This window comes from Cellulosimicrobium sp. BMG9.22, from assembly GCF_059159975.1.
Genome location: NZ_JBZGBY010000003.1, coordinates 197,857 through 223,554 on the forward strand (window position 1 = coordinate 197,857; position 25,698 = coordinate 223,554).

23 protein-coding genes are annotated in these 25,698 nt (G+C 73.3%); 6 read left to right on the top strand and 17 right to left on the bottom strand.

The features are described from left to right. Window positions 1-288: 288 nt before the first annotated feature. The 12 genes from leuA to hrcA all read right to left on the bottom strand — a co-directional run bounded on the left by leuA (window position 289) and on the right by hrcA (window position 15,126). On the bottom strand, window positions 289-2,064 hold the full coding sequence (leuA, locus tag AC4H2H_RS04030) for a 2-isopropylmalate synthase (protein ID WP_494369528.1): 1,776 nt from the start codon (window positions 2,062-2,064) through the stop codon (window positions 289-291). A gap of 188 nt (window positions 2,065-2,252) precedes the next feature. Beyond that, entirely contained in the window at window positions 2,253-4,301 is a 2,049-nt protein-coding gene (locus AC4H2H_RS04035) for a DUF7937 domain-containing protein (RefSeq protein WP_494369529.1), read from the bottom strand. A gap of 112 nt (window positions 4,302-4,413) precedes the next feature. Then, a complete protein-coding gene (locus AC4H2H_RS04040) occupies window positions 4,414-5,886 on the bottom strand; it encodes an outer membrane protein assembly factor BamB family protein (protein ID WP_494369530.1) in 1,473 nt (490 codons plus the stop codon). 44 nt (window positions 5,887-5,930) lie between these two features. Beyond that, entirely contained in the window at window positions 5,931-7,520 is a 1,590-nt protein-coding gene (locus AC4H2H_RS04045) for an alpha/beta hydrolase family protein (RefSeq protein ID WP_494369531.1), read from the bottom strand. A gap of 92 nt (window positions 7,521-7,612) precedes the next feature. Next, a complete protein-coding gene (gene era, locus AC4H2H_RS04050) occupies window positions 7,613-8,563 on the bottom strand; it encodes a GTPase Era (protein ID WP_494369532.1) in 951 nt (316 codons plus the stop codon). After that, the gene (locus AC4H2H_RS04055; RefSeq protein WP_494369533.1) at window positions 8,560-9,942 is read right to left on the bottom strand and encodes a hemolysin family protein; all 1,383 of its coding nucleotides are present in this window, start codon (window positions 9,940-9,942) and stop codon (window positions 8,560-8,562) included. The genes era and AC4H2H_RS04055 overlap by 4 nt, the downstream gene beginning before the upstream one ends. Then, complete coding sequence (ybeY, locus tag AC4H2H_RS04060; RefSeq protein WP_494369534.1) at window positions 9,939-10,391, bottom strand: rRNA maturation RNase YbeY; 453 nt, start codon at window positions 10,389-10,391, stop codon at window positions 9,939-9,941. The genes AC4H2H_RS04055 and ybeY overlap by 4 nt, the downstream gene beginning before the upstream one ends. Then, window positions 10,388-11,467 carry a PhoH family protein gene (locus AC4H2H_RS04065; RefSeq protein ID WP_494369535.1) on the bottom strand — a complete coding sequence of 360 codons (1,080 nt, stop codon included), beginning with the start codon at window positions 11,465-11,467 and terminating at the stop codon, window positions 10,388-10,390. Before AC4H2H_RS04065 ends, ybeY begins: the two co-directional genes overlap by 4 nt. A gap of 157 nt (window positions 11,468-11,624) precedes the next feature. Beyond that, a complete protein-coding gene (locus tag AC4H2H_RS04070; RefSeq protein WP_494369536.1) occupies window positions 11,625-11,993 on the bottom strand; it encodes a histidine triad nucleotide-binding protein in 369 nt (122 codons plus the stop codon). Between the two features lie 59 nt (window positions 11,994-12,052). After that, entirely contained in the window at window positions 12,053-12,850 is a 798-nt protein-coding gene (locus AC4H2H_RS04075) for a 16S rRNA (uracil(1498)-N(3))-methyltransferase (RefSeq protein ID WP_494369537.1), read from the bottom strand. A 13-nt stretch (window positions 12,851-12,863) separates the two neighbouring features. Continuing rightward, a complete protein-coding gene (gene dnaJ / locus AC4H2H_RS04080) occupies window positions 12,864-13,988 on the bottom strand; it encodes a molecular chaperone DnaJ (RefSeq protein WP_494369538.1) in 1,125 nt (374 codons plus the stop codon). A gap of 121 nt (window positions 13,989-14,109) precedes the next feature. After that, on the bottom strand, window positions 14,110-15,126 hold the full coding sequence (gene hrcA / locus AC4H2H_RS04085) for a heat-inducible transcriptional repressor HrcA (protein WP_494369539.1): 1,017 nt from the start codon (window positions 15,124-15,126) through the stop codon (window positions 14,110-14,112). A gap of 261 nt (window positions 15,127-15,387) precedes the next feature. On the opposite strand from hrcA, the gene AC4H2H_RS04090 reads away from it, so the two are divergent. Then, on the top strand, window positions 15,388-16,251 hold the full coding sequence (locus AC4H2H_RS04090; protein WP_494369540.1) for a DUF3097 domain-containing protein: 864 nt from the start codon (window positions 15,388-15,390) through the stop codon (window positions 16,249-16,251). 36 nt (window positions 16,252-16,287) lie between these two features. Here the strand turns inward: AC4H2H_RS04090 and AC4H2H_RS04095 are convergent, their stop codons facing one another. Next, window positions 16,288-16,695, bottom strand: a complete 408-nt coding sequence (locus AC4H2H_RS04095) for a RidA family protein (protein WP_494369541.1) — start codon at window positions 16,693-16,695, stop codon at window positions 16,288-16,290. 58 nt (window positions 16,696-16,753) lie between these two features. On the opposite strand from AC4H2H_RS04095, the gene AC4H2H_RS04100 reads away from it, so the two are divergent. Beyond that, entirely contained in the window at window positions 16,754-17,380 is a 627-nt protein-coding gene (locus AC4H2H_RS04100) for a TetR/AcrR family transcriptional regulator (RefSeq protein WP_494369542.1), read from the top strand. 45 nt (window positions 17,381-17,425) lie between these two features. On the opposite strand, the gene AC4H2H_RS04105 is transcribed toward AC4H2H_RS04100, so the two are convergent. From AC4H2H_RS04105 to lepA, 4 genes are all read right to left on the bottom strand, one after another. Continuing rightward, window positions 17,426-18,439, bottom strand: coding sequence for a hypothetical protein (locus tag AC4H2H_RS04105; protein ID WP_494369543.1), 1,014 nt, complete (start codon window positions 18,437-18,439; stop codon window positions 17,426-17,428). Between the two features lie 125 nt (window positions 18,440-18,564). Beyond that, entirely contained in the window at window positions 18,565-19,578 is a 1,014-nt protein-coding gene (locus AC4H2H_RS04110) for a DUF7544 domain-containing protein (protein ID WP_494369544.1), read from the bottom strand. A gap of 182 nt (window positions 19,579-19,760) precedes the next feature. Further along, window positions 19,761-21,101, bottom strand: a complete 1,341-nt coding sequence (gene hemW, locus AC4H2H_RS04115) for a radical SAM family heme chaperone HemW (protein ID WP_494369545.1) — start codon at window positions 21,099-21,101, stop codon at window positions 19,761-19,763. After that, window positions 21,098-22,993, bottom strand: coding sequence for a translation elongation factor 4 (lepA, locus tag AC4H2H_RS04120; protein WP_494369546.1), 1,896 nt, complete (start codon window positions 22,991-22,993; stop codon window positions 21,098-21,100). The genes hemW and lepA overlap by 4 nt, the downstream gene beginning before the upstream one ends. A 223-nt stretch (window positions 22,994-23,216) precedes the next feature. Here lepA and AC4H2H_RS04125 point away from each other — a divergent pair, with 223 nt between their 5' ends. From AC4H2H_RS04125 to rpsT, 4 genes are all read left to right on the top strand, one after another. Then, a complete protein-coding gene (locus tag AC4H2H_RS04125; protein WP_494369547.1) occupies window positions 23,217-23,774 on the top strand; it encodes a DJ-1/PfpI/YhbO family deglycase/protease in 558 nt (185 codons plus the stop codon). A 48-nt stretch (window positions 23,775-23,822) separates the two neighbouring features. Continuing rightward, window positions 23,823-24,527, top strand: a complete 705-nt coding sequence (locus AC4H2H_RS04130) for a maleylpyruvate isomerase family mycothiol-dependent enzyme (RefSeq protein WP_494369548.1) — start codon at window positions 23,823-23,825, stop codon at window positions 24,525-24,527. 59 nt (window positions 24,528-24,586) lie between these two features. Next, entirely contained in the window at window positions 24,587-25,159 is a 573-nt protein-coding gene (locus AC4H2H_RS04135) for a type II toxin-antitoxin system PemK/MazF family toxin (protein ID WP_494369549.1), read from the top strand. A gap of 230 nt (window positions 25,160-25,389) precedes the next feature. Then, window positions 25,390-25,650, top strand: a complete 261-nt coding sequence (rpsT, locus tag AC4H2H_RS04140; RefSeq protein WP_494369550.1) for a 30S ribosomal protein S20 — start codon at window positions 25,390-25,392, stop codon at window positions 25,648-25,650. Window positions 25,651-25,698: the final 48 nt, after the last annotated feature.

The following is a 25,698-nucleotide window of genomic DNA, read 5'->3' on the forward strand; positions in this document are numbered from 1 at the left end:
CTACGTCTAGGGGCCCGGCCGTGGGTGCTGGGGACTTGTCGTGAAACCGAGCTCGTGACGACAAATCCCCAGCACTCAGCGGAGGCGGTGACCCGGAAGGTCGCGCCTGAGGACGAGGGGCGACCAGGGTGGGACGAAGCCGGGTCGGGGTGGGTGGTGTGCGAAGGGCGTCAGAGCCGCGCTCCGAGAAGCGAGGACGAACGACCGGGGCGACGGCGCGGCAGCCCGAGCACACCACCCACCCCGGCCACCCGACCCGACCACGCGGGCGGTTGACCGAGCCACAGGTCAGGCGGCGGTGCGCTCCGCGCGGTTGACCGCCGAGACGATGGCCTTGAGGGAGGCCGTGGTGATCGACGGGTCGATGCCTACTCCCCAGAGGACGTCGTCACCCACCTGGCACTCGACGTAGGCCGCTGCCGTCGCGTCGCCGCCCTCGGAGAGGGCGTGCTCGGCGTAGTCGAGGACGCGGACGTCCACGCCGACCTGGGCGATCGCGTCGACGAACGCCGCGACGGGGCCGTTGCCGGTGCCCTCGAGCGTCAGCTCCTCGCCGCGGTCGAGCACGTCGACGCTCAGCGTGTCCGGGCCGCTCTCGCTCGACGACGCGCGCGTGGCGCGCAGCTTGAGGCGACCCCACGGCTCCAGTCCGGACTCCGGCTCGACGGGCAGGTACTCGTCGGAGAAGATCCGCCAGATGTCCTCGCCCGTGACCTCGGTGCCCCGCTGGTCGGTGTGCTGCTGGACGGCCTGCGAGAACTCGATCTGCAGCCGGCGCGGCAGGTCGAGGTGCCGCTCGTTCTTGAGCAGGTACGAGATGCCGCCCTTGCCGGACTGGGAGTTGACGCGGATGACGGCCTCGTAGGAGCGGCCGACGTCCTTGGGGTCGATCGGCAGGTACGGGACGGCCCACACGAGCTCGTCGACCGTCTTGCCCTCGGCCTCCGCGTGGACGGCCATCGCGTCGAAGCCCTTCTTGATGGCGTCCTGGTGCGAACCCGAGAACGCCGTGAAGACGAGGTCGCCGGCGTACGGGTGGCGCTCGGGCACGCCGAGCTGGTTGCAGTACTCGACGGTGCGGCGGATGTGGTCGATGTCGGTGAAGTCGATCTGCGGGTCGATGCCCTGGCTGAACAGGTTCATGCCGAGGGTGACCAGGCACACGTTGCCGGTGCGCTCGCCGTTGCCGAACAGACAGCCCTCGATGCGGTCGGCGCCGGCCTGGTAGCCGAGCTCGGCCGCGGCGACGGCGGTGCCGCGGTCGTTGTGCGGGTGCAGCGACAGCACGACGTTCTCGCGGTGGTTCAGGTGCCGGTTCATCCACTCGATCGAGTCGGCGTAGACGTTGGGCGTCGCCATCTCGACCGTCGCGGGCAGGTTGATGATGACCTTGCGGTCGGGCGTCGGCTCGAACACCTCGAGCACCTCGTTGCAGATGCGCGCCGCGAACTCGAGCTCCGTGCCGGTGTACGACTCCGGGGAGTACTCGTAGTAGACGGTGGTCTCGGGGACCGTCTCCTCGAACTTCTTGCACAGGCGCGCACCGTCGACCGCGATCGCGATGATGCCGTCCTCGTCGGAGCGGAAGACGACCTCGCGCTGCAGGACCGACGTCGAGTTGTACAGGTGCACGATCGCCTGCTTCGCGCCCTTGATCGCCTCGTAGGTGCGGGCGATGAGGTGCTCTCGGGACTGCGTCAGGACCTGGATCACGACGTCGTCGGGGATGCGGTCCTCCTCGACGAGCATCCGCACGAAGTCGAAGTCGGTCTGCGAGGCCGACGGGAAGCCGACCTCGATCTCCTTGTAGCCCAGCTCGACGAGCAGCTCGAACATGCGCAGCTTGCGCTCGGGGTTCATCGGCTCGATGAGGGCCTGGTTCCCGTCGCGCAGGTCGACGGCGCACCACCGGGGAGCCTGCGTGATCCGCTTGTCGGGCCACGTGCGGTCCGGGACCGCGACCTCGATCTGGCGGTGGTACGGCTGGTACTTGTGGATCGGCATTCCCGACGGGCGCTGCGCGTTCGCGGCCTCGGTGACGGGAGCGGGGGTCGAGTTCATCATGGGTCCTTCGTCGTCGTCCTGATCGGTGTCAGCCGGCACACCAACCACCGCGACGAGGAACCGGCTAGAGAGCCTCGCCGCGGCAACGAAGGAGGAGCTGCCGCATCAGGTGCACGTCGCCACTGTACCCCTCTGCCGTGCCCGGGTGCGGGACGTCCAGCACCCGGGCACGACGGAGGTCGAGCTCGTCAGCCGCGCCGCGACCGCAGCGCGGCGTCGACGGCGGGGTCGCCGAGGTTGCCGAGCCACTCGAGCAGCGCCGGGTAGGTCGAGGGGTTGGCCGCGACCTGCGGACGCAGGTGCGGGGCGTCCTGGACGATCTGCGCGAGGACCTCGAGCGGGGTCGACGGGTCGAGCGCCTGGGCCGCCGTGAAACCGGCCGGCTGGGCCGGGGCCGGCTGCTGCACGGGTCCGGTCTGCGGCGCGTAACCCTGCGCGGCCTGCTGCCCGTAGCCGGGCTGGGCGTAGCCCGGCTGTGCCTGGCCGGGCTGCGCGTAGCCGGGCTGCGCGTAGCCGGGCTGCGCGGGCGAGGCGGCCGTCGGCTGCGGGCCGGTGCCCGGGTTGCCCTCGTCGTACGCGGGCAGGACGGCGGTCGTCGAGCCGTCCGCGGCCGTGAGCCCGGGACGTGCTGCGTAGCCGCTGCGCTCCGGCTCGACCGTCTGGACCGGAAGGACCTCGGTCGCGTCGCCGCCCGGTGCCCAGCGCGCAGCACCCGTGGTCGGCTGGGCGTGCTCCGGACCTCCGGGCGTCCCGGCGGGCGTCGGGCCGTGACCGGTGGGCGCCGGACCGTAGCCGTTGGGCGCCGGAGCGCTCGGCGCCGGGCGGGCCGGCTTGGGGGCGGGCGGCTGCCAGACGTAGGCGCGGGCTGCGTCGCCGGCCGTCGCGACCGGGACCGGCCGGTGCTCCGCGAAGTACTCCCGGATCTCGCGCGGCACGGTGAGCGCGCCGACGACCAGCAGCGGGAGGCCGAACGCGAGGAGCACCTGCTCGACGCCGCCGAACAGGGCGACCCGGTGCGACGACACCACGAGCACGACGATGCCGAGCACGGCGACGACCCCTGCCGCGCCGAGCGCGAGAGGTCGCCCGGTGACCGCGTCACGTGCCAGGGCTCGGCGAGCGAGGAACGCGACGGCCACGGCGAGCACGCCCACGACGACGGCGAGCACCACCGGGAGCCCGCGAGCGCCCTCCGCCAGGGTGAGCACGGCGCTCACGGCGAGGTAGCCGGCGACCACCATGACGAGGTCGAGAGCGTTCACCGCCACGCGAACCCACGTCGTCACGGCCTCGGCGGGAGACATCGCGCGCCGCACGGCCGGCGACGCCGCGACGGCTGCGAGCGCCGGCACGAGCACGAGCCCGAACCGTCCGGCGTGCATGCTCTCGACCACCCAGAGGACGTCGCCTGACAGGAGGACGAACGCCACGGAGGCCACGACGCCCAGCGCGACGAGAGTCAGCCGGGCAGCCTCCGACCGCCGCCACGTGCCGAGCGCCGGCAGCCCGACGAGCGCGAGGAGGAACGCGCCGGAGACGATCACGAGCACGACGAACAGCACCCCGTCGGGGCGCACGCCGGTGACCGTGAGGACGATCGTCAGCAGGACCGAGACGACGAGGACGCCGGAGAGCACCAGGAGCGCCTGCATCCACCGCGTCGTGACGGCGCGGTCGACGTCCTGCGGCCCGAGCTCGCTCTGACGCGGCTGCGCGGCGAGCACCGCACCGGCGAGCCCCAGAGCGGCGGCCGGTCCGAGCCCGCCCCAGCCGTCGCCGAGGTTCCCGCCGCCGACGACGTCGACGACGAGGTAGATCGCGACGAGCAGCGCGTACGGGGCGTTCGCGAGGAGGCGCACACGGCGCGTGGTGTGCACGGTCCACGAGGCCGGGAGCACGCCGGTCCGCGCGAGGTACGGGAGAGCGAGCGTGAGGAGCGAGAGGATCGTCAGGAGGACGACCTCGACCTTGTCGGACGCGCGATGGGCGACGTCCCACGGCAGCGCGAGCGAGACGAGGAGAAGGAGGGTCGCGACACCGTCGCGCACGTAGTCGCTCACGGGGATACCGACGAACGGCGACGCCGCGCCGCCCTCGACGCCCGTCGCGGGCTGCTCGTCGGCGCGCGGGGTTGCTCCGGTCGTGGAGTCGTCGCCACCCGTCGCTCCGCGGTCGGGCGTCGCCTCCGGCCCGGCACCCGCCTGCGGCTCGTCGGCCGCTCCGGTCTGGTTGGTCATCGTGCACTCCCTACGCTGTCGCGCCGTGCCGGACGCACGCACGCCGGGCCAGAAGGCCCCGACCGTTTCTACCGGTTCATCACGTCCGGCTCAAGCGGCCACGCGGCGCACCTCACGACACGGCGGTCAACCGGTCCGCCTCCAGGACGAAGAGGCGCCCCTCGACGGCGAGCACCTGGAAGGTGTCCTCCGGCGGGCTCCACCGCCACTCCACAGCACCGTCGTCGAGCGCTACCGACACGATCCCCGGGTCTCGCCAGCGGCCTCGCTCCGTGACGAACAACGACTCGCCGTCCGTCAGCACGGGCCACGAGCTCCCCTCGTCGAGGTCGACGGACCATGCCTCCTCGCCCGTGCGCACGTCGACGCTCCGGAACGACGAGTCGGTCTGGACGACGACGCGACCGTCGACGCGCACGACGGCCCGGAGTCCCACGCCGGGCAGCACCCACAGCGAAGACCCCGTGGCGGCGTCCACCCCGACGATGCTGCCGAACGTGTTCGTCACGATCACCCCCGGAGCGGATCCGTCGGACAGCGGCGTCTCCAGCACGCGACCCCTGATGCTGAAGGCCGGGTCGCCCGCCGTCGTGAAGACGGTCGCCGTCCCGCGGCCGTACTCGTTGCCGACGTACCGCCCGTCCTGCAGCCGCACGATCGTCCAGACGTCGTTCTCGACGAGCGGGGCGCCGTCCTCGGTGAGCACCGCGGCGACCCCGGGCGCGAGGACGTCGACGACGCCGCGCGACGCGTCGACGACGACGTCGCCGCCCTGCCCGGGCCCGTCGTGCTCGAACGTGCGCTCCCACCTCTGCTCGCCCGACACCGCGTCCTCCCGCGCGACGACGACCTGCCCTCCTCGCCACCACGCTCGCACGACGTCCGCGGCGCCGATCGGCACGACGGACCGTCCCGCCGTCTCGACGACCCGCACCCCGAGCACCTCCCCGGTCGTCGCGCTCATCGCGGTCACGCGCCCCTGCTGCTCGCGCCACCGGGCGGGGGTGACGCACACGACGACGTCCCTCGCCGGCTCGCCGGGACCCGGCAGGCAGCTCGTCCGGTCGCCGAGCGGCTCGGACCGCCACAGCACGGCACCGTCGTCGACGCCGTACGCGGTGAGGCGGTCGTCGAGCACGACGACGGCACCCGGGGCGGGGACGACGCCTGCGCCGGGCGCGACGGGGACCGACCACTGCGGGACCGGCGGCTCCTCGAGGGGACGCAGGCCACCGGGAAGCTCCGTGACGTCGAGCGGGCGGGAGTCCTCCATCGACGCCGTGAAGGCGACGGAACCGGCGAACGCGACCGCCACGGCGGCCGCCACCCAGGGCACCGGGTGGGCGAACCACGGCCGTGCGCCCGCCGATCCGTCCGTGCCCGACGGCGTCGGTCTCGCCGACCCGTGCCGAGGCGCGCCGGGCTCGTCGAACAGCGCGTCGAACCGGGCGTCGCTGCGCAGGTCGTGAGGGACGAGCTCGAAGCTCACCGACCCTGTCGGTGCGGCCGCGCCGTCGGACGGCGGCTCGTGGGCGCTGCGCCCCTCCCGAGCCGCCCGGTCCCGCGCGAGCCACCGGCGCCTCACCGTTCCACTGTAGGCACGCCGGGGGCACGACGCCGGGCGAGCGGTCAGATCCCGAGCTGGTACACGCCCCAGTACGCGAGGATCACGAGGAGGACGGCCGAACCGGCGACGACGCACCACAGGACGACCCGCGTCGCGACGTCCGGCGCGACGCGGACGACCGCGGCGCGCTCGCCGTCGACGACGTGCCGCGGGTGGTCCGCCAGGGCCCTGCGGGACGCCCGGACGTCCGCGGACCGGTTGAGGAGGAGCGCCGCCGCGACGAGCGTCGCCAGGCCGAGCAGGCGCACCGCGACCCAGCCGCCCTGCACGACCCACGCGTCCTTCTCGTAGTCCAGCGCGAGCCGGGCGACCGCCACGAGGTACACGACGAGCCCTACGGTCGTGGCGGCGGCACCGGCGCCCAGCCCGACCAGCGGGCCACGGAAGCCGGGGGCGAGCCCCGACGGTCCCGGGGGTCTGCCGGCGACGCGGCGCAGCCGTCGCACGAGCCCCACGCCGAGCCTCGCGAGCGGACCGACGACCAGGAGCGCTCCGGCCACGACCACGAGCGCGACGAGCAGGTCGCCGTTGCCCAGCCATCGTGGCGTCGGGACAGGGCCCGCGAGGAACTGCTGGTTCGGCTGAGCGCCGGCGATCTGCGGCTGCGCGGTGGCACTCTCGGGCAGCGAGGTGATCCACGCGGCGGCGTCGCGCGGGAAGTCGGGCACGAGGACGTCGTCGAGCTTGATGCCGTGGTTGGCCCGCGCGTAGTAGCGGACCGTGACGTCCGCACCGCCGGGAACGGCCGACGACGGCCCGGTCGCGTCGAGGATCTGACGCGCGCCCTGCTCGACGGGCATCGACGGGTCGGCGGTGCCGTAGACGACGAGGACCGGCTGCGTGAGCTCCTCGAGGTACGGCTCGACGTCGAAGTCCGCGTACTCGAAGCCTCCGCCGGGGATGGCCATCCCGACCGCGCGCGGGATCGCGCGGAACACGCCGTGCGGGACCTCGGTGTTGCGCAGATAGCTGTCGACGGCGAAGGCGGCCTGCTGGCGGGGTGGGACGACGGGCGCGGAGACCAGCATCGAGAACGCGATCGTCGGGTCGTCGGCGGCCATGACCGGCACGATCCACGTGCCCTCGGACTCGCCGTAGAGGCCGACGCGCTCGGGATCGACGTCCGGACGGGCCCGCAGCAGGTCGACCGAGTGCGCGTAGTCGCGCGCCATGGCGCCGTAGTCGCGGTGGCGCGTCGAGTACGTGTCGAGCCGCTTGTCGGGGACGAGCGTCACGACGCCCGCGCTCGCGAGGTCCGCCGCGACGTCGACGAACGCCTCGGTCGCGAGCCCGGTCCCGGCGCCGTGCACGAAGACGACCCCCGGCAGGTCGTCGCCCGCGCCGACGGGTTCGCGCAGGACGCCCTCGACGGTCGCGCCGTCGAGCCGGACCGTCACGGCGGTCTCGCGCACGTCGTAGGTCCCGACGGGGTCGGCCCCACCGGGGGCCTGCCCGCCGACCGCGGTGTCGGGCGTGGCGGGCTCGAGGTGCTCGGTCACGGGCACCGGGTCCCACTGCGGGCCGGTGACCGCACCGACGATCGCGAGCACGACCGCGAGGGCGGCCGTCGTCGCTGCGGTCCGGAAGATCACCGAGGAATCGTACGCCGCGCGTCCTGCGCGGGTCCCTGGTGCGGTCCCGAGCACCCGTCGGGGGCTGACCCCCGGGCGGGCCGGGCGCCGCGTCAGAACCCGAGCCGGTGGAGCTGCTTGGGGTCGCGCTGCCAGTCCTTGGCCACCTTGACGTGCAGGTCGAGGTAGACCCGCGCGCCGAGCAGCGCCTCGATGCCCTCGCGGGCCCGCGTGCCGACGTCGCGCAGCCGCGACCCGCCGCGCCCGATGATGATCGCCTTCTGCGAGTCGCGCTCGACGAAGAGGTTGACCCGGACGTCGAGCAACGGAGGGCGGCCCGTCGACTCGTCCCCGCTCCCCTCGCGCGGGACGATCTCCTCGACCTGCACGGCGAGGGAGTGCGGGAGCTCGTCGCGCACGCCCTCCAGCGCGGCCTCGCGCACGAGCTCGGCGACCATGACGGCCTCGGGCTCGTCGGTGAGCTCCCCGCCGGGGTAGAGGTCGGGGCCCACGGGCAGGTGCGAGACGAGCACGTCCGCGAGCACGTCGACCTGGTAGCCGTCCTGGGCCGAGACGGGCACGATGTCGGCCCAACCGCCGGCCTGCTCCCCGAGCCGGTCGACGGAGAGGAGGTGCGCGGCGAGCGTCCCGCGGTCGACGAGGTCGGCCTTCGTGACGACGGCGACCACCGGCGTCCCCCGCCGCCCCCGCATGAGGTCCGCCAGCTCGTTCGCGATGAACCGGTCGCCCGGCCCCACCTTCTGGTCCGCGGGCAGGCAGAACGCGATGACGTCGACCTCGGTGAGCGTCCCGCGCACGAGGTCGTTGAGCCGCTCGCCCAGCAGGGTGCGCGGGCGGTGCAGGCCGGGGGTGTCGACGAGCACGAGCTGGGCGTCGGGTCGGTGCACGATCCCGCGGATGGTGTGCCGCGTCGTCTGCGGACGGCCGGACGTGATCGCGACCTTCTGGCCCACGAGGGCGTTGGTCAGCGTCGACTTGCCCGCGTTGGGGCGCCCGACGAAGCAGGCGAACCCGGAGCGGTGCTCGGGAGGTGTGGTGCTCACGGGGCGTCCTTCGAGGTCGGGAGGGCAGAACGGTGGCGGGTGGCGCCCGACGTCCGGGCGTCGTCGGCGGCCGGGGCGGCCGGGGCGGCAGGGGGACGGTCATGGGTGCGCGGGTCCGCGGGGACGTCGGCCGGGACCAGGCGCGAGACGAGCACGGTGGCGAGCTGCTTGCGGCGGCCCTGCACGCGGTCGGCCTCGAGCCGCAGCCCGTGCAGCTCGGCGGAGGACCCGGGGAGCGGCACCTTGCCGAGCGCCTTGGCGAGCAGGCCGCCCACGGTGTCCACGTCGTCGTCGTCCAGGTCGAGGCCGAAGAGCTCGCCGAGCTCGTCCACGCCGAGCCGGGCGGGCACGCGCAGCACGCCCTCGCCGAGGTCCTCGACCTCGGGCTCGGGGCGGTCGTGCTCGTCCGTCAGCTCGCCGACGATCTCCTCGAGCGCGTCCTCGATCGTCACGAGGCCGGCGACCCCGCCGTACTCGTCGACGACCATCGCGATGTGCGACGACGACGCCTGCATCTCGCGCAGCAGGTCGTCCACCGGCTTGGACTCGGGGACGAAGATGGCCGGGCGCGCGACGGTCCCCACGGGCTGCGCGACGGCGTCCGGGCCCTCCTGGAGCACGCGCACGACGTCCTTGAAGTAGGCGACGCCCACGAGGTCGTCGGCCGACGTGCCCGTGACGGGCACGCGGGAGAACCCGGAGCGCAGGAAGAGCGAGAGCGCCTTGCGCAGCGGCGTGTCGCCCGGGATGGTGATCATGTCGGTGCGCGGGACCATGACCTCGCGCGTCAGCGTGCTGCCGAGCTCGAACACCGACCGGATGAGCTCGCGCTCCTCCTCCTCGATGACCTCCGACTCGTTGACGCGGTCGACCATGTCCTGCAGCTCGCGCAGGTGGGCGGCGGAGTCCGGCGCCGGTGCGACGCGCGTCAGCCACCGGGTCGCGGCGACGACTCCCGTCAGCAGCCCCGACAGCACGAGCAGCACACGCACCGCGTGCCGGCGACCGAGCGAGCGAGGGCTGACCCGCACGACGAGCAGCCCGACGACGACGCTCACCGCGAGCGCGACGAGCAGGACCTGCCACCAGGGCTCGAACCAGGCCGCGACGAGCAGCGTGAGGCACGTGATCGAGGCGACCTCCGCGACGACGCGGGCGAACCCCACCGAGCGCGCCGTCACGACCGGGTCGGCGAGCAGCGCGAGAGCGCGACGCCCGCCCGGACGCGACGAGCCCGACGCGTCGAGACCGCCGGTCGCCTCGACGACGGCGGCGCGCGTCACGCGGAGCACCGCCGCCTCGCCCGCGCTCAACGCGGCCGCGAGGGCGACCGTGAGCACGGTCAGCGCCGCGAGCAGGGCGACCGGTTCGCCGCTCACCGGCCCGCGAGGAACGTGAGGAGCAGCTGGCGCTGCAGCGCGAACATCTCCTTCTCCTCCTCCGGCTCGGCGTGGTCGTAGCCGAGGAGGTGGAGGATGCCGTGCGTCGTGAGCAGGAGCATCTCCTCCGCGGTCGAGTGCCCGGCGGCGAGCGCCTGCTGCGCCGCGACCTCGGGGCACAGCACCACGTCGCCCAGCTGGCCCGGCCCGGAGACCTCGCCGTCGCGACCGGGCCGCAGCTCGTCCATGGGGAAGGAGAGGACGTCGGTCGGTCCTGGCTCGTCCATCCAGCGCACGTGCAGCTCGCTCATCACGTCGGTGTCGACGAAGAGGACGGACAGCTCGCTCTGCGGGTGCACGCGCATCGCGTCGAGAACGTAGCGCGCGAGCGCCGCGAACTCGGCCTCGTCGACCTCGACCTCGGTCTCGTTGTTGACCTCGATGCTCACGTGTCGTTCCTCGCCCGTCGGTTCCTGTCCGCGGTCCGTCCGCGGTGGTCGTCGTCACGGCGCCTCGACGGCGCACCGGCCGCGACGTCCCACCGTGCGTACGCGTCGATGATGTCGCTCACGAGCCGGTGCCGCACGACGTCCGACGACGTGAGCCGGCAGAACTCGACGTCGTCGACGCCCGTGAGCACGTCCTCGATGACGCGCAGGCCCGACTGCGTGCCGCCCGGCAGGTCGACCTGCGTCGCGTCGCCGGTGATGACCATGCGGGAGCCGAAGCCGAGACGCGTGAGGAACATCTTCATCTGCTCGGACGTCGTGTTCTGCGCCTCGTCGAGGATGATGAACGAGTCGTTCAAACTCCTGCCACGCATGAAGGCCAGCGGCGCGACCTCGATCGTGCCGGCGTCGATGAGCTTGGGGATCGTGTCCGGGTCGATCATGTCGTGCAGCGCGTCGTACAGCGGACGCAGGTACGGGTCGATCTTCTCCGTGAGCGAGCCGGGCAGGAACCCGAGCCGCTCCCCCGCCTCGACCGCAGGGCGCGTGAGGATGATGCGGCTGACCTGCTTGGACTGCAGGGCCTGCACCGCCTTGGCCATCGCGAGGTACGTCTTGCCGGTGCCCGCAGGACCGATCCCGAACGTGATCGTGCTCGCGTCGATCGCCTCGACGTAGCGCTTCTGCCCGACGGTCTTGGGCCGGATCGTGCGCCCGCGGCTCGAGAGGATGTTGAGCGTGAGCACCTCGGCCGGGCGCGAGGCGGTCGCGGCGGTGAGCATGGCGATCGACCGGGCGACGACGTCCGCGCTGAGCTGGGTGCCGGCCTCGACGACCTCGACGAGCTCGTCGAGCAGCCGGGACGCCAGCGCGACGTCGCCCGGCGGACCCGTCACGGCGATCTCGTTGCCGCGGACGTGCACGTCCACCGTGGGGAACCCGGACTCGACGGCCCTGAGGACGGAGTCGCCGCTGCCGAGGAGCGCGACCATCGGCACGTGCGCGGGGATGACGATACGGTGCTCGACCCGGTGCTCGGCCGGCGTGGGGTCGGGTTCTCGGGAGAGAGATGTCATGAGCCGGCGTACGCCGCTGCACTCCTTCGTCGGGCAGGTGGGACCGGGGCACGCCCCGGGGACCAGCCCATCCTACCGAGACGGGCTCGCCGCCACACGCGCTTTCCCCACCTTGCGACGGACCCTCGACGACCGGTCACGACCGCGGTCGGCACGGTCAGGCGGGGGTCCAGCCCAGCTCCGCGCCCGCGATGACGTGCCCGTGCACGTGGAACACGCTCTGGCCGGCCCGCGGGCCGGAGTTGAAGATGAGCCGGAACTGGCCGTCCGCGAGCTGTCCCGCGACCTCGTCCGCGAGCGCGACGACGTCGCCGAGCAGCTCCGGGTCGGCTGCCGCGAGCTGCGCGATGTCCCCGTGGTGGTCGCGCGGCACGACGAGCACGTGCACCGGGGCCTGCGGGTCGATGTCGCGGAACGCTATCGCCCGCTCGTTCGTCGCCACGACGTCCGCAGGCAGCTCGCCCGCGACGATGCGGCAGAAGAGGCAGTCCGTGTCCGTCCGCGGGGACGTGTCCGAGCTCGTCATGGCCCCGAGGGTAGTCCAGTCCTCGATCACCCGCCCACGGCCGAGGGCGGGCGCGCGGCTCAGGCCTCGACGCCCCAGCGCCCGAGCCGTTGCGCGAGCAGGGCGATCGCGACGGGGCCCGCCGTCGACGTGCGCAGCACGTGCGGCCCGAGGCGTGCCGCGACGGCGCCCGCGGCGGCGAGGGCCTCGAGCTCGCCGTCGGAGATCCCGCCCTCGGGCCCGACGACGACCAGCACCTCGGGCGCGGGCGCGTCCGCCGGCGCCGCGACCTGGGAAGGGGCGGGCAGGTCGACGTCGGCCAGCGCCGTCGTCGCCTCCTCGTGGAGGACGATCGCGCGGCCACCCGCCGCGACGACGTCCACGACGCGCGCGGCGAGCCCGCGCGAGTCCAGGGCGACCTCGACCTGCGGGAGCCGGGCCCGGCGCGCCTGCTTCGTCGCGGTGCGCACCGTGGCGAGCCAGCGCGCGCGGGACTTCGCGGCCCGCTCGCCCCGCCACACCACGACCGACCGCTCGGCCTGCCACGGGACGACGACGTCGACCCCGATCTCCGTCGCCGCCTCGATCGCCAGCTCGTCGCGGTCGCCCTTCGCGAGCGCCTGGACCAGCGTGACGACGACGTCGGGCGCCGGCTCCTGGGCGACCTCCTGCACGAGGAGCGTGACGCGACCCGCCTCGGTGTCCTCGACCACGCAGCGCAGGCGCAGGCCGTCGCCGTCGGCCACGTCGACGCGCTCGCCGCGTGCCTTGCGCTGCACGACCCCCGCATGGCGGCCTTCGGCGCCGTCGAGGACGTAGCGGTCGCCGGGAGCGACGGAGCCCAGGCCGTTCTCGGCGAGGAAGACGGGTGCACTCACGCGCGCGCCCCGCTCAGCGCCCGGAGAGCTTGTCGCGCAGGCGGGAGAACACTCCCGGGTGCGCGGCCGACAGGCGCGACTCCGGCCGCTCCTCGCCCCGCAGCGCCGCGAGCGAGCGCAGGAGCTGCTCCTGCTCCTCGTCCAGCTCCCTCGGCACCAGGACCTCGATGTGCACGTTGAGGTCGCCGCGGCCGCTGCCGTGCAGGTGCCCGACCCCGAGGCTCTTCAGCGTGACGATCTGGCCCGGCTGCGTCCCCGGGCGCAGGTCGATCTCCTGGGCGCCGTCGAGCGTCTCGAGCTCGAGCACGGTACCGAGCGCGGCTGCGGTCATGGGCACCTGGAGCGTGCAGTGCAGGTCGTCGCCGCGGCGGACGAACGTGTCGTGGTTGCGCTCGCGGATCTCGACGTACAGGTCGCCCGCGGGCCCGCCCGCGGGGCCCACCTCACCCTGCGAGGTGAGCTTGATGCGCGTGCCCGTGTCGACGCCGGCCGGGACGTTGACGGTGATCGAGCGACGGCTGCGCACGCGGCCCTCGCCCGAGCACTCCGCGCACGGCTCGGGGATGACGGTGCCGAAGCCCTGGCACGCGGCGCACGGTGCGCTCGTCATGACCTGACCGAGGAACGAGCGCGCGACCCGCTGGACCGTCCCGCGGCCGTGGCAGACCTCGCACGTCCGCGGGGACGTGCCAGGCCGACAGCACGTGCCGCCGCACGTCCCGCACACGACGGCCGTGTCGACCTGGAGCTCGCGCTGGGCGCCGAACGTCGCCTCTGCGAGGTCGATGTCGAGACGCACGAGCGCGTCCTGGCCACGGCGGGCGCGCGGGATCGGGCCCTGCTGCGCCTGGCCGCCGCCGAAGAACGTCTCGAAGATGTCCTGGAAGCCGAACCCGCCGCCCATCGGGCCGCCCGCGCCGCCGCCGGGCGCGCTCGGGTCGAAGCCGAGGTCGTACTGCTGGCGCTTCTCGGGGTTCGACAGCACCTCGTAGGCGCGCGCGACGTCCTTGAAGCGGTCGCCCGCCTCCTCGCCCGCGACGTCCGGGTGCAGCTCGCGCGCCAGCTTGCGGTACGCCTTCTTGATCTGGTCCTGGCTGGCGTCACGCGTCAGGCCGAGGATCTCGTAGTAGTCGCTCACACGTCACTCTCTGCTGGTGCCGGTCGTGGGCCGACGGGCCGGCCGGGGTCGGGTTTGCTCAGGGGATGCTCGGGGAGGATGTCGCGGACGGTGGGCCGCACCGGGCCGTACCTGGGGCGGGTCACGTGCCGAGCACCCGCGACATGTAGCGCGCGACCGCCCGCACGGCCGCGATCGTGCCCGGATAGTCCATGCGCGTCGGGCCGATCGAGCCGACCAGCGCGACCGTGTCCCCGTCGCTACCGTAACCGGTCGTCACGACGGACGTCTCCGACAGCCCCTCGAGCTGGGTCTCGTGGCCGATGCGCACGCTGACGCCGGACTCCGCCGCCATCTCCGTGAGGAGCCCCAGGAGGACGACCTGCTCCTCGAGCGCCTCGAGGACCGGGCGCAGCGCGTGCTCGAACCTCATGCCCGCACGGGCGAGGTTGGCCGTCCCGGCAAGGACGATCCGCTCCTCGCTCTCCTCGGCGAGCGTCTGGGCCACGAGCTCGCCGACCGCCTCGACGAGCGGGGCGTCGTCGGGGTGGAAGCCCTCGCGGACCGCCGCGAACCCGGACGACAGGTCGGCGAGGCGCTTGCCCGCCGCGGCCGCGTTGAGGCGCGCGCGCACCTCGGCGAGCGTCCCCTCGTCGGGCACCGCGGCGACCTCCAGGGTGCGCTGCTCGACCCGCCCGGTGTCCGTGATGATGACGACGAGCAGCCGCGTGTCGCCGACGGGCACGAGCTCGAGGTGACGCAGCCCGGATCGCCGCAGCGAGGGGTACTGCACGACCGCGACCTGGCCGGTGATCTGCGCGAGGAGGCGACCGGCGCGCGCGATGACGTCGTCGAGGTCCACGCCCTCGGACAGGAACGTCTCGATCGCGCGCTTCTCGGGAGAGGACAGCGGCTTGACGCCCGACAGGCGGTCCACGAACAGCCGGTAACCCTTGTCCGTCGGGACGCGGCCTGCGGACGTGTGCGGCTGGGCGATGTACCCGGCGTCCTCGAGCGCCGCCATGTCGTTGCGGATGGTCGCGGGCGACACCCCGAGCTCGTGGCGCTCGGTGAGGATGCGCGAACCCACGGGCTCGCGCGTGAGGACGTAGTCCTCGACGATCGCCCGCAGCACCTCCAGACGGCGCTCCTCGCTCACGTCCACCTCCCGTGCACCGCTACGCACCGCCGGGCAGGCGTGCGGGTCTCGGCACTCTCGACCTTCGAGTGCCAATCCTACGCGTCCGCCGGACCCCTTCCCCGGTCCTCCGCTCGTCGCGAACGCCGCGGTCGGGAGCGCACACCGCGACATCGACCCGAGCGTTGCCAGATCGACCTCCCGAAGGTCGATCTCGGACGCACGGGTCGATCTCGGCCCGGGTTCCGCAGCGTGCGTGTGGTCCTGTCCTAGGGTGACGGCGTGTCCTTCGACCGTTACGGCTCCGACGTCCTCGGCGGCACACCCGCCCCCGCCCACCACCGGCAGCGACCGGTCTCCCGCCCGCACCCGGCCGAGCGCGGGCTCGTCGTCGAGGAGGTGCAGACCGGCTGGGTCGGCGCCGTCGTGCGGGTCGAGAAGTCGGGCGGCATGCACGTCGTCGTGCTCGAGGACCGTGCGGGGCGCACGCGCACCTTCCCCCTCGGTCCCGGCTTCTGGGTCGACGGCGCACCGGTCGAGCTCACCGCACCCGTCACCTCGCGCGCCCCCGTCCCGCCGTCGCGCACCGCGTCCGGCTCGCGCGCCGTCGTCGGGCAGCGGGCACGCGTCGCGCGCGGCAGCCGCATCTGGGTCGAGGGCAAGCACGACGCCGAGCTCGTCGAGAAGGTCTGGGGCGACGACCTGCGCGTCGAGGGTGTCGTCGTCGAGCCGCTGCACGGCGTGGACGACCTCGCCGCGGCGCTCGCGGACTTCGGCCCGACGGCGGAGCGCCGCGTGGGCGTGCTCGTGGACCACCTCGTGCCGGGCAGCAAGGAGCAGCGGATCGCCGACGAGGCGCTGCGGCGCGTGCCCGCGGGCACGGTCATGGTCCTCGGACACCCCTACGTCGACGTGTGGCAGGCGGTGAAGCCCGCGCGCGTCGGCCTGGAGCGCTGGCCCGTGATCGAGCGCGGCACCGAGTGGAAGCGCGGCATCCTGCGCGAGCTCGGCTGGCCCGCCGCGTCGGCGGAAGACGTCGGTCGAGCATGGCAGCGCATCCTCGGCACCGTCCGGAGCTACGCCGACCTGGAGCCGTCCCTGCTCGGACGCGTCGAGGAGCTCATCGACTTCGTGACCGCGCCCTGACCCCCGACCCTGCGGCACGCCCGGGGCCGCCGGGCCTCAGGGGAGGACCGCGACCGCCTCGACCTCCACGAGGAGGTCGGGCTCGCCGAGGGCGGCGACGCCCAGCAGCGTGATCGGGCGGACGAGGTCGAAGCCCAGGCGCTGCGCCGCCCGCACCGCACCCTCGCCGAGCTGCGCCATCTTGGACGGTTCCCAGTCCACGACGTACACCGTCAGCTTGGCGATGTCGGCGAACGACCCGCCGGCGGCCGTGACCGCCGCGTGCACGTTGGCGTAGGCCTGCTCCGTCTGCGCGGCCAGGTCGCCCGGGCCGACGGGGTTGCCGTCGGCGTCGCGCGCCACCTGACCCGAGACGAACACCAGCCTCGACCCCTCGGAGACCGACACCTGGGCGTAGACCTCGGGCTGCGGCAGTGCGGGCGGGTTGAGCAGCTGAACTGACATGGGTACCTCCATGCTCGAATGGGTTCGCCATTCTATAACGCCGCTATAGAATGATCCAGTGGTCCGCCCCCCTCGTCCCCAGGTCCGCGATCTCCTCGTCGAGCGCGCGGCCGGGATGCTCGCTCGCCGCGAGACGGTCAGCCTGCGCGGGGTGGTCGAGGGGACCGGCGTGTCGACCATGGCCGTCTACACCCACTTCGACGGGATGTCCGGGCTGCTCGGGGCGGTGCGCCAGGAGGGCTTCGTCCGCCTGGCCGCCCGGCTGGCAGCCCTCACGGCGACCGACGACCCGGTCGGCGACACCGCCGCCGCCGGGGCGGCATACCTGGCGTCGGCCCGGCAGAGCCCCGAGCTCTACGCGCTGATGTTCGACGGGTCGCTCCCGCTCCCCGACGCCCAGGCGGCGGACGCGACCCTGGGGCACCTCGTCGACGTCGTGCAGCGGGCGGTGGACGCGGGACGCTTCCGCGCGACCCTCGATCCCGTGGCCTTCGCCCAAGAGCTGTGGATGCTGGGCCACGGGGCCTGCATGCTCCTCGTGAACGGCGTGCTCCCGTACACCCACGTGGAGCCTGTCGTGACCACCGGGCTGGCTCACCTCTACGAGGCTGCGGGCGACGAGGCGCCCCGCGCCGTCCGCTCCGTGGCGCACGGCTGGGCTCGGGGCCTCGGCGCTGACCGCTGAGACGGCGGTCCGCGCCGAGGTCCCGCTCCCCGCGTCGGTCGGGGGTCAGGCCGGGACGCCCCCGGTGAGCCGGCGGTAGGCGTAGCCGACCGCGACGTAGCTCAGCGGGATCGTGACGAACAGACCGAGCCCGCACGGGATCGCACCGAGGATGTTGATCCCGAAGAGCGCGAGCAGGAGCAGGAACACCTGGCCGAAGTTCTTCGCGACGAGCGAGAAGCTCGTCCGGATCGCGGAGATCGCGTCCTGGCCCTGGTCGAGGGCGACGTAGTAGACGAACGCGGAGAAGAGCAGGACCGCGAACCCCGGCAGGATGCACAGGACGAGCCCGATGAACGTGAGGACGCCCACGATCAACGCCGCGAGGATCACGTTGACGACGTTGCCGATGCGGAAGAACGCGGCGACGTCGGGACGGCGGCCGTCGACCTCGTCGAGCGCACCCCGGGTGAAGAAGGCCGTGATGAGGTAGCCGATCACCGTGCCCACGATCCCGAGCACGATGCTCGTGAACGTGATACCGGTGACCGCGAAGACGTTGGTGTCCGTGAAGTCGTACTGGTCCTGGAACTGGTCGAACCCGCCCGTGATCCAGCTCCACGCGACGTTCACCGCGATGAAGATCAGCGCGACGAGGATCCACGGCCCGAGGTTCGACGTGACCTTGCGCCACCCGTAGGAGATCGCCTCGCCGACGGCGAAGCCCGGCCCGGTCGGCGCGGGCCCCGCCGGAGAAGCTGAGGGCGGGTACGCCCCACCGGGCGGCGGGTAGCCCGATCCGGCGGGCGGAAAGCCGCCCCCGGGCGGCGGGTACCCGGGTGCACCCGAGGCAGACCCGTACGCACCCGGGTCGCCGTACGCCGGCGGTCCCGACGGCGTGGCACCGGGGGTGGCGGGCGGCTCACCGGCCGACGGCGCCGTGGGAGGCGTCGGGTCGGACGGCGTCGGGTCGGGAGGTGTGGGGCCGTACGGGGACGGCTCCGGCGGTGTGGCGCCGGCGGCGCCGTGCTCGTCGTCGCGCGGGGGCTCGCCGGTCGGGTTCGCGGGGTCGTGCGTCATGGTCCACCTCGGTTCTCGTCGGCGCCGCCGGTGCTCGGTCCTACGATGACGGCTCGCGGCGCCCGGCGCGCGGCGAGACGACGCGCGGGAGGCACCGGTCCGTGCCTCCCGCTGGGACGGGTCAGTTACACCGGCTGCTCGTCGTCGAGCCGGCGGTAGACGTAGGCGGTCGCGATCTGCGCCACGGGCAGCGCCACGAGCAGGCCGACGTAGCACAGCAGCGATCCGACGAGCTGCGCGACGTAGACCCCGAGGAACAGCAGCACGACCGTGCCGAGGTTCTTGCTCACGACCGTGAAGCTCGCCTTGATCGCGTCGAAGACGCCCTGGTTCTTGTCGATGACGTAGAACAGCGCGAACTGCGCGAAGAACGCGAACACGATGCCCAGGACGAACGTCACGCTGAGGATCCCGACGGCCAGGCCGACGACGAGCGCGGTGAGGATGACGTTGCCGACGTTCGGGATCCGGAAGAAGTCTGCGTACTCAATCTTCTTGCCGCGGGTGACGAGCAGCGAGACGTGGACCACGACGCCCTGCACGATGAATCCCAGCACCGCGACGACGGCGACGAACAGGAAGGTGCTGAACCCGAACGCGATGCCGCCGGTGGTCGAGAGCTCGTTCGTCACCGGGTCGATCGACGTCGACGCGGTGCCGACGATGACGAAGAAGAAGACCAGGCTGAGCGCGAGCAGCACCGCGGCCCACGTGAGGACGCCGCCGATGATCGCACCGGCGTTCTGGGTGAACCTGTTCCAGCCATAGCTGAACGCCTCGCCGACCTCGACGGGCCGGCCCGGGTATCCCGGCTCACCGTACGGCGCACCCGGAGGCGGGTAGCCGGGCTGTCCCGCCGGGGGCTGCTGTCCGTACGGTGGCTGCCCGGGTGGCGGGTACCCCGCACCGGGAGCAGCGCTCGGCGCCCCGTACGGCGACGCAGGTGGCGGCGCGACGGGTTGCTCGGGCGCCGGTGGCGTCTGCCGCGCGGGGGACTCCGGCGCGGGGGGCATGGCCGCGTACGGATCCTCGGGCGCAGGCTCGGCGGTCGGTGCAGGCTCGGCGGTCGGTGCAGGCTCGGCGGGGCGGTAGGGCTCGTTCTCGTCGCGCGGCGGGCCGCCGGCGGTGCTCTCGCTCATGGGTCTCCTCGGTCGGGTCCGGACGGACCGCGCGACCTGCGCGTGCGCGACGCGTGCTGATGTGGACGTCGTGTGTCGGTCGCCCATCTCAGGCGGTCCGACCCCACCCTGGCGGGGATCGCCGAGGCGCGCTAGAGGAAACGCCGCGACGACGGCGAACTCACCCGGTCCCGGGCTGGTCGTCAGCCGTCCGTGAGCGCCCGGACCACCGTGTCGGCCAGCAACCGCCCACGCAGGGTGAGCAGCGCGCGACCGGCCACCGCGGAGCGCCCGTCGAGGAGGCCGGTCGCGACGAGCCCGGCGACGGCGTGCCGACCGGCCGGGGACAGGACCGCGAGGTCGAGCCCGTCGCGCAGGCGCACGCCGAGCATGACCTGCTCGAGGTGGGCCTCGGTCCGCGTGAGCAGCTCGCGCCCCGCCGCGGGGCTCGATCCCGCCTCGAGCAGCGCCGCGTACCGGCGCGGGTGCTTCACGTTCCACCACCGCACGCCGACGCGACCGTCCCGAGGACCCGACGCGCCGCCGTCGTGCGTACCCGACGCCCCACCGTCGGCCGCTGCGACGTACGAGTGCGCTCCCGGGCCGATCCCCCACCAGTCGTCGCCGCGCCAGTACGCGAGGTTGTGCCGGCACCGGTCGTCGTCGGTGCGCGCCCAGTTGCTCACCTCGTACCAGGTGAGCCCGGCGGCGGTGAGGAGCTCGTCGGCGAGCTCGTACTTCGTCGCCTGGTCGTCCTCGCTCGGGAGGGCGACCTCGCCGCGGCGCACCTGGGCCGCCATCTTGGTCCCCTGCTCCACGACGAGCGCGTAGGCCGAGACGTGGTCGACGCCGGTCGCGAGCGCCGCGTCGAGGCTCGCCCGCCAGTCGTCGACGCTCTCCCCCGGCGTGCCGTAGATGAGGTCGAGCGAGACCTTCAGCCCGGCGTCGCCCGCCCAGCGCACGACGTCGGGGATGCGACGGGGGTCGTGGGTGCGCTCGAGCGTCGCCAGCACGTGCGGCACGGCCGACTGCATGCCGAACGAGACGCGCGTGAACCCGGCCTCGGCGAGCTCCGCGAGCGAGGCGGGCGTCACCGAGTCCGGGTTCGCCTCCGTCGTCACCTCGGCGTCGGCCGCGAGACCCCACGCGTCGCGCACGCCGCGGAGCATGCGCGCGAGGTCGCCCGCGGGCAGGAGCGTGGGCGTGCCGCCGCCGACGAAGACGGTCGACACGCGCCGCTCGGGCAGCCCGGCGTCGCGCAGCACGCGCGCCGCGAGCTCGATCTCGCGCAGCGCGGTGCTCGCGTACGACGCCTGGCTCGCGCCTCCGCCGAGCTCGGACGCGGTGTACGTGTTGAAGTCGCAGTACCCGCAGCGCACGGAGCAGAACGGGACGTGCAGGTAGACCCCGAGCCCGCGCCGCGTCTTCGGACCCGACGACGCGTCCGTGACGTCCAGGGCCGGCCCGGCCGCGCCCGTCGCGACCCACGCGGGCAGCGAGCCGTCCGGCGGGACCGGCTCGCCGTCGGGCAGGGCCGGGCTCACTTCTTGGACTTGTCCTTGGCGTCCTTGCTGCTGCCCGCGGCGTCGGAGGAGAGCGCGGCGATGAAGGCGTCCTTCGGGACCTCGACGGACCCGATGTTCTTCATGCGCTTCTTGCCCTCCTTCTGCTTCTCGAGCAGCTTGCGCTTGCGGCTGATGTCACCGCCGTAGCACTTCGCGAGGACGTCCTTGCGCATCGCGCGCACGGTCTCGCGTGCGATCACGCGCGCGCCGACGGCCGCCTGGATAGGCACCTCGAACTGCTGGCGCGGGATGATCTCCTTGAGCTTGGCGGTCATCAGCACGCCGTAGTCGTACGCCTTGTCCTTGTGCACGATCGCGCTGAACGCGTCCACCTGCTCGCCCTGGAGCAGGATGTCGACCTTGACGAGGTCGGCCACCTGCTCGCCCGAGCGCTCGTAGTCGAGCGAGGCGTAGCCGCGCGTGCGCGACTTGAGGTGGTCGAAGAAGTCGAAGACGATCTCGGCCATGGGGAGGGTGAAGCGCAGCTCGACGCGGTCCTCGGACAGGTAGTCCATGCCGAGCATCTGCCCGCGGCGGTCGTTGCACAGGCCCATGACGGTGCCCACGAACTCGCTCGGCGCGAGGATGGTCGCGCGCACGACCGGCTCGCTCACCTGCTTGATCTTGCCGCCCGGGAACTCCGACGGGTTGGTCACCTTGATGACCGTGCCGTCCTCGAGCGTCACGTCGTAGACGACGTTCGGCGCGGTGGAGATGAGGTCGAGGTCGAACTCGCGCTCGAGGCGCTCGCGCACGATCTCGAGGTGCAGCAGGCCGAGGAACCCGACGCGGAAGCCGAAGCCCAGCGCGACGGACGTCTCGGGCTCGTAGTTGAGCGCGGCGTCGTTGAGCTTGAGCTTGTCGAGCGCGTCGCGCAGCACCGGGTAGTCGGTGCCGTCGATCGGGTACAGCCCCGAGAAGACCATGGGCTTGGGGTCGGAGTACCCACCGAGGGCCTCGCTCGCGGGCTTCGCGGCGTTCGTCACCGTGTCGCCGACCTTCGACTGGCGCACGTCCTTCACACCCGTGATGAGGTAGCCGACCTCGCCGACCCCCAGGCCCTTCGTGACGATCGGCTCGGGCGAGGTGACGCCGATCTCGAGGAGCTCGTGTGTCGCGCGCGTCGACATCATGACGATGCGCTCGCGCGGGTTGAGGTTGCCGTCGATGACGCGCACGTACGTCACGACGCCGCGGTAGGTGTCGTAGACCGAGTCGAAGATCATGGCGCGCGCCGGGGCGTCGGCGTCGCCCACCGGCGGGGGCACACGCTCGACGATGCGGTCCAGGAGCACCTCGACGCCCTCGCCCGTCTTGCCCGAGACCCGCAGGACGTCAGCGGGGTCGCCACCGACGAGCCCCGCGATCTCCTCGGCGTACTTCTCCGGCTGGGCGGCAGGCAGGTCGATCTTGTTGAGGACCGGGATGATCTCGAGCTCGTTCTCCATCGCGAGGTAGAGGTTCGCGAGGGTCTGCGCCTCGATGCCCTGTGCCGCGTCGACCAGGAGCACCGCACCCTCGCACGCCGCGAGCGAGCGCGAGACCTCGTACGTGAAGTCGACGTGCCCGGGTGTGTCGATCATGTTGAGCGCGTGCGCGCTCTCGACACCGTCGTGCTCGACCGCCCACGGCATGCGGACGGCCTGCGACTTGATCGTGATGCCGCGCTCGCGCTCGATGTCCATGCGGTCGAGGTACTGCGCACGCATCGCGCGCGGCTCGACGACACCGGTGAGCTGCAGCATGCGGTCGGCCAGGGTGGACTTGCCGTGGTCGATGTGCGCGATGATGCAGAAGTTCCGGATCAGCTCGGGCGGCGTGGCCGCGGGCTGGATACGGGTGCTCAGCTGGGCGCTGGGGATCGGGGACAACGCGGGTGCGCTCCTGGGAGTGGTGCGGGTCGGGCCGCGCGCTCGAGGGCGGCGCGCGCCGACGCTCGCTCTCGGGCGGGCGGGAGGATCCATTGTCCCACGTCCGGCGTCGGTCTCGTCCTGGGCGCCACCGTCGCCGCCCGCACTGCGGGGCAGGATCGCCCGGCCTAGCGTGGAGAGCGGCCGGCGCCCTTGCGTCGGCCCGCCGACGAGAGGAGCTCCCATGGCCACGGACCTCGCAGGACGCCGCGTGCTGGCGATCGTGACGAACTACGGCGTCGAGCAGGACGAGCTCGTCGTCCCGCTCGAGCACCTGCGCGCCGAGGGCGTCCAGGTCGACGTCGCGGCCACGTCGGCCGACGACGTGCAGACGCTCGTGGACGACAAGGACCCGGGCCGCACGGTAACCCCCACGCTCACCCACGCGGACGTCGACCCCGCCGCCTACGACCTGCTGCTCGTGCCCGGCGGCACGATCAACGCGGACGCGCTGCGCCTGCAGGACGACGCGGTGAGCCTCGTCCGGTCGTTCGTCTCCGCGGGCAAGCCCGTCGCCGCGATCTGCCACGGCCCGTGGGCGCTCGTCGAGGCGGCGGCCGTGGAGGGCAGGACGCTCACGAGCTACCCGTCGCTGGAGACGGACGTGCTCAACGCGGGCGGGGCCTGGGTGGACCGTGCGGTCGTGCGCGACGACGACGGCGCCTACACGCTCGTCACGTCCCGCACCCCGGACGACCTGGACGACTTCCTGCGCGAGGTCGACGCGGTGCTCGCCGCCTGACCGACTTCGCCTCTTCCGAGGAGCGGACGGAGCGGGCATGATCCCGGCATGACCGACGCTCTCGACCATCTCGCGCTCCTCGCACGCCTGCAGGACGCGTTCCTCACCGACGTCCGCGGGGCGGACCCGCAGGCACCCGTCCCCGCGTGCGGCGGCTGGGTGGTGCGCGACCTCGTCGAGCACATCGGCGAGGTTCACCACTGGGCGGCGGCGCAGGCACGAAGCCGCGCGGAGACGCCGCTGTTCGACGGCCCGTCCGATCTCGCGCCGTTCTACGCCGAGCAGGCCGCCGAGCTGCGCGAGACCCTTGCCGAGCTCGACCCGGACGCGCGCGCCTGGACGTTCCTCGAGCCCGACGACCCGGCCTCGACCGTGCGGTTCTGGCACCGCCGGCAGGTGCACGAGACGCTCGTCCACCTCCACGACCTCCGCGCGTCGGCCGGCACGAGCGTCGACGACGTCGCGCCGGCCGTCTGGGCCGACACCGTCGACGAGATCGTCACCGTCGTGCAGCCGCGGCAGGTGCGCCTCGGGCGCATGGCGCCGCTCGCCCGCCCGGTCGCACTCCGGGCGACGGACACGGGGCGGTCGTGGGTCCTCGGCGGCGCGGCCCCGGTCGCGACGGCGTCCGCACCCGCGCGCGAGCTCGCGCTCGTCCTGTGGGGACGACTGGATCCCCTCGAGGCGGGCGTCGTCGTCGACGGCGACACCGCCGCGCTGGCCGCGGCCCTGTCCGAGCGCATCGTCCCCTGACGGTGACGTCGGGCCGGGACGCTCCCCCGTCCGCACCGAGCCCCGGGTAGATTGCGCGCGTGGCACGCAACCGATGGCTGGGAATGCTCACCGACGCGGCGCGCGCCGTGGTCGGGACGATCACGCGCCCCTCGGGCGGGCGCGGCGGACCCGCGACGACGCGCCCTCGTCCGACTCCCCGGCCCCGCCAGGCGCCACGTGGCCCGGGTGGCGCGGGCGGTGCTCGCGGTGCGTACCCCGGCGACTACGAGGGGCGCGTGCGCGCGCAGTACGCACCCCGCCTCGACGGCGACCCGGACCCGGGAGAGATCGTCTGGACCTGGGTGCCGTACGAGGAGGACCATACGCAGGGCAAGGACCGGCCCGTCCTGCTCGTCGGGTCGGACGGTCGGTGGCTCCTCGGCGTCATGCTCACGAGCAAGGACCACTCTCGCGACGCGCGCGACGAGGCCCGCTGGGGCCGGTACTGGCTCGACATCGGGTCGGGTCCGTGGGACGCGAAGGGCCGTGACAGCGAGGTCCGGCTCGACCGCGTGATCCGCGTCGACCCGGTTGCCGTCCGGCGCGAGGGAGCCGTCGTCGGACGGGACGTGTTCGAGCGTGTCACGCGGGGCGTCTCCGAGCACCGCTGAGCCCTCCTGCCTCGGACGACGCGCCGGTCGGGAGCGCGGCCCCGGACCTGGTGGCGGCGGATTGGGTTCGGGCCGGGACTGCTGGTAATCTTGTTGGTCGCGTGTCCGCCCAGGTCGGCGGGCACAGCTCCAGCACCTCTCCACGGGTTCCCCACCCCAGTCCCGGAGCTGGAGTCGCCCTCTACGACCTATCCGCTCGCTTCGGCGAACACACACCAGAAAGTCCACACGTGGCCAACATCAAGTCCCAGATCAAGCGCATCCGCACGAACGAGAAGGCTCGCCTGCGCAACAAGGCGGTCAAGTCCGAGCTCAAGACGTACGTGCGCCGCGTGCGCGAGGCCGTCGCCGCGGGCGACAAGGAGACGGCGACCACCGCACTCCAGGCGGCGTCGCGCAAGCTCGACAAGGCGGTCTCGAAGGGCGTCATCCACGCGAACCAGGCCGCGAACCGCAAGTCGGCCATCGCGAAGACGGTCAACGCGCTCTGAGCCCACGGCTCACCCGGTCGTCTTGACGCGCTGATCGCCACGACGACC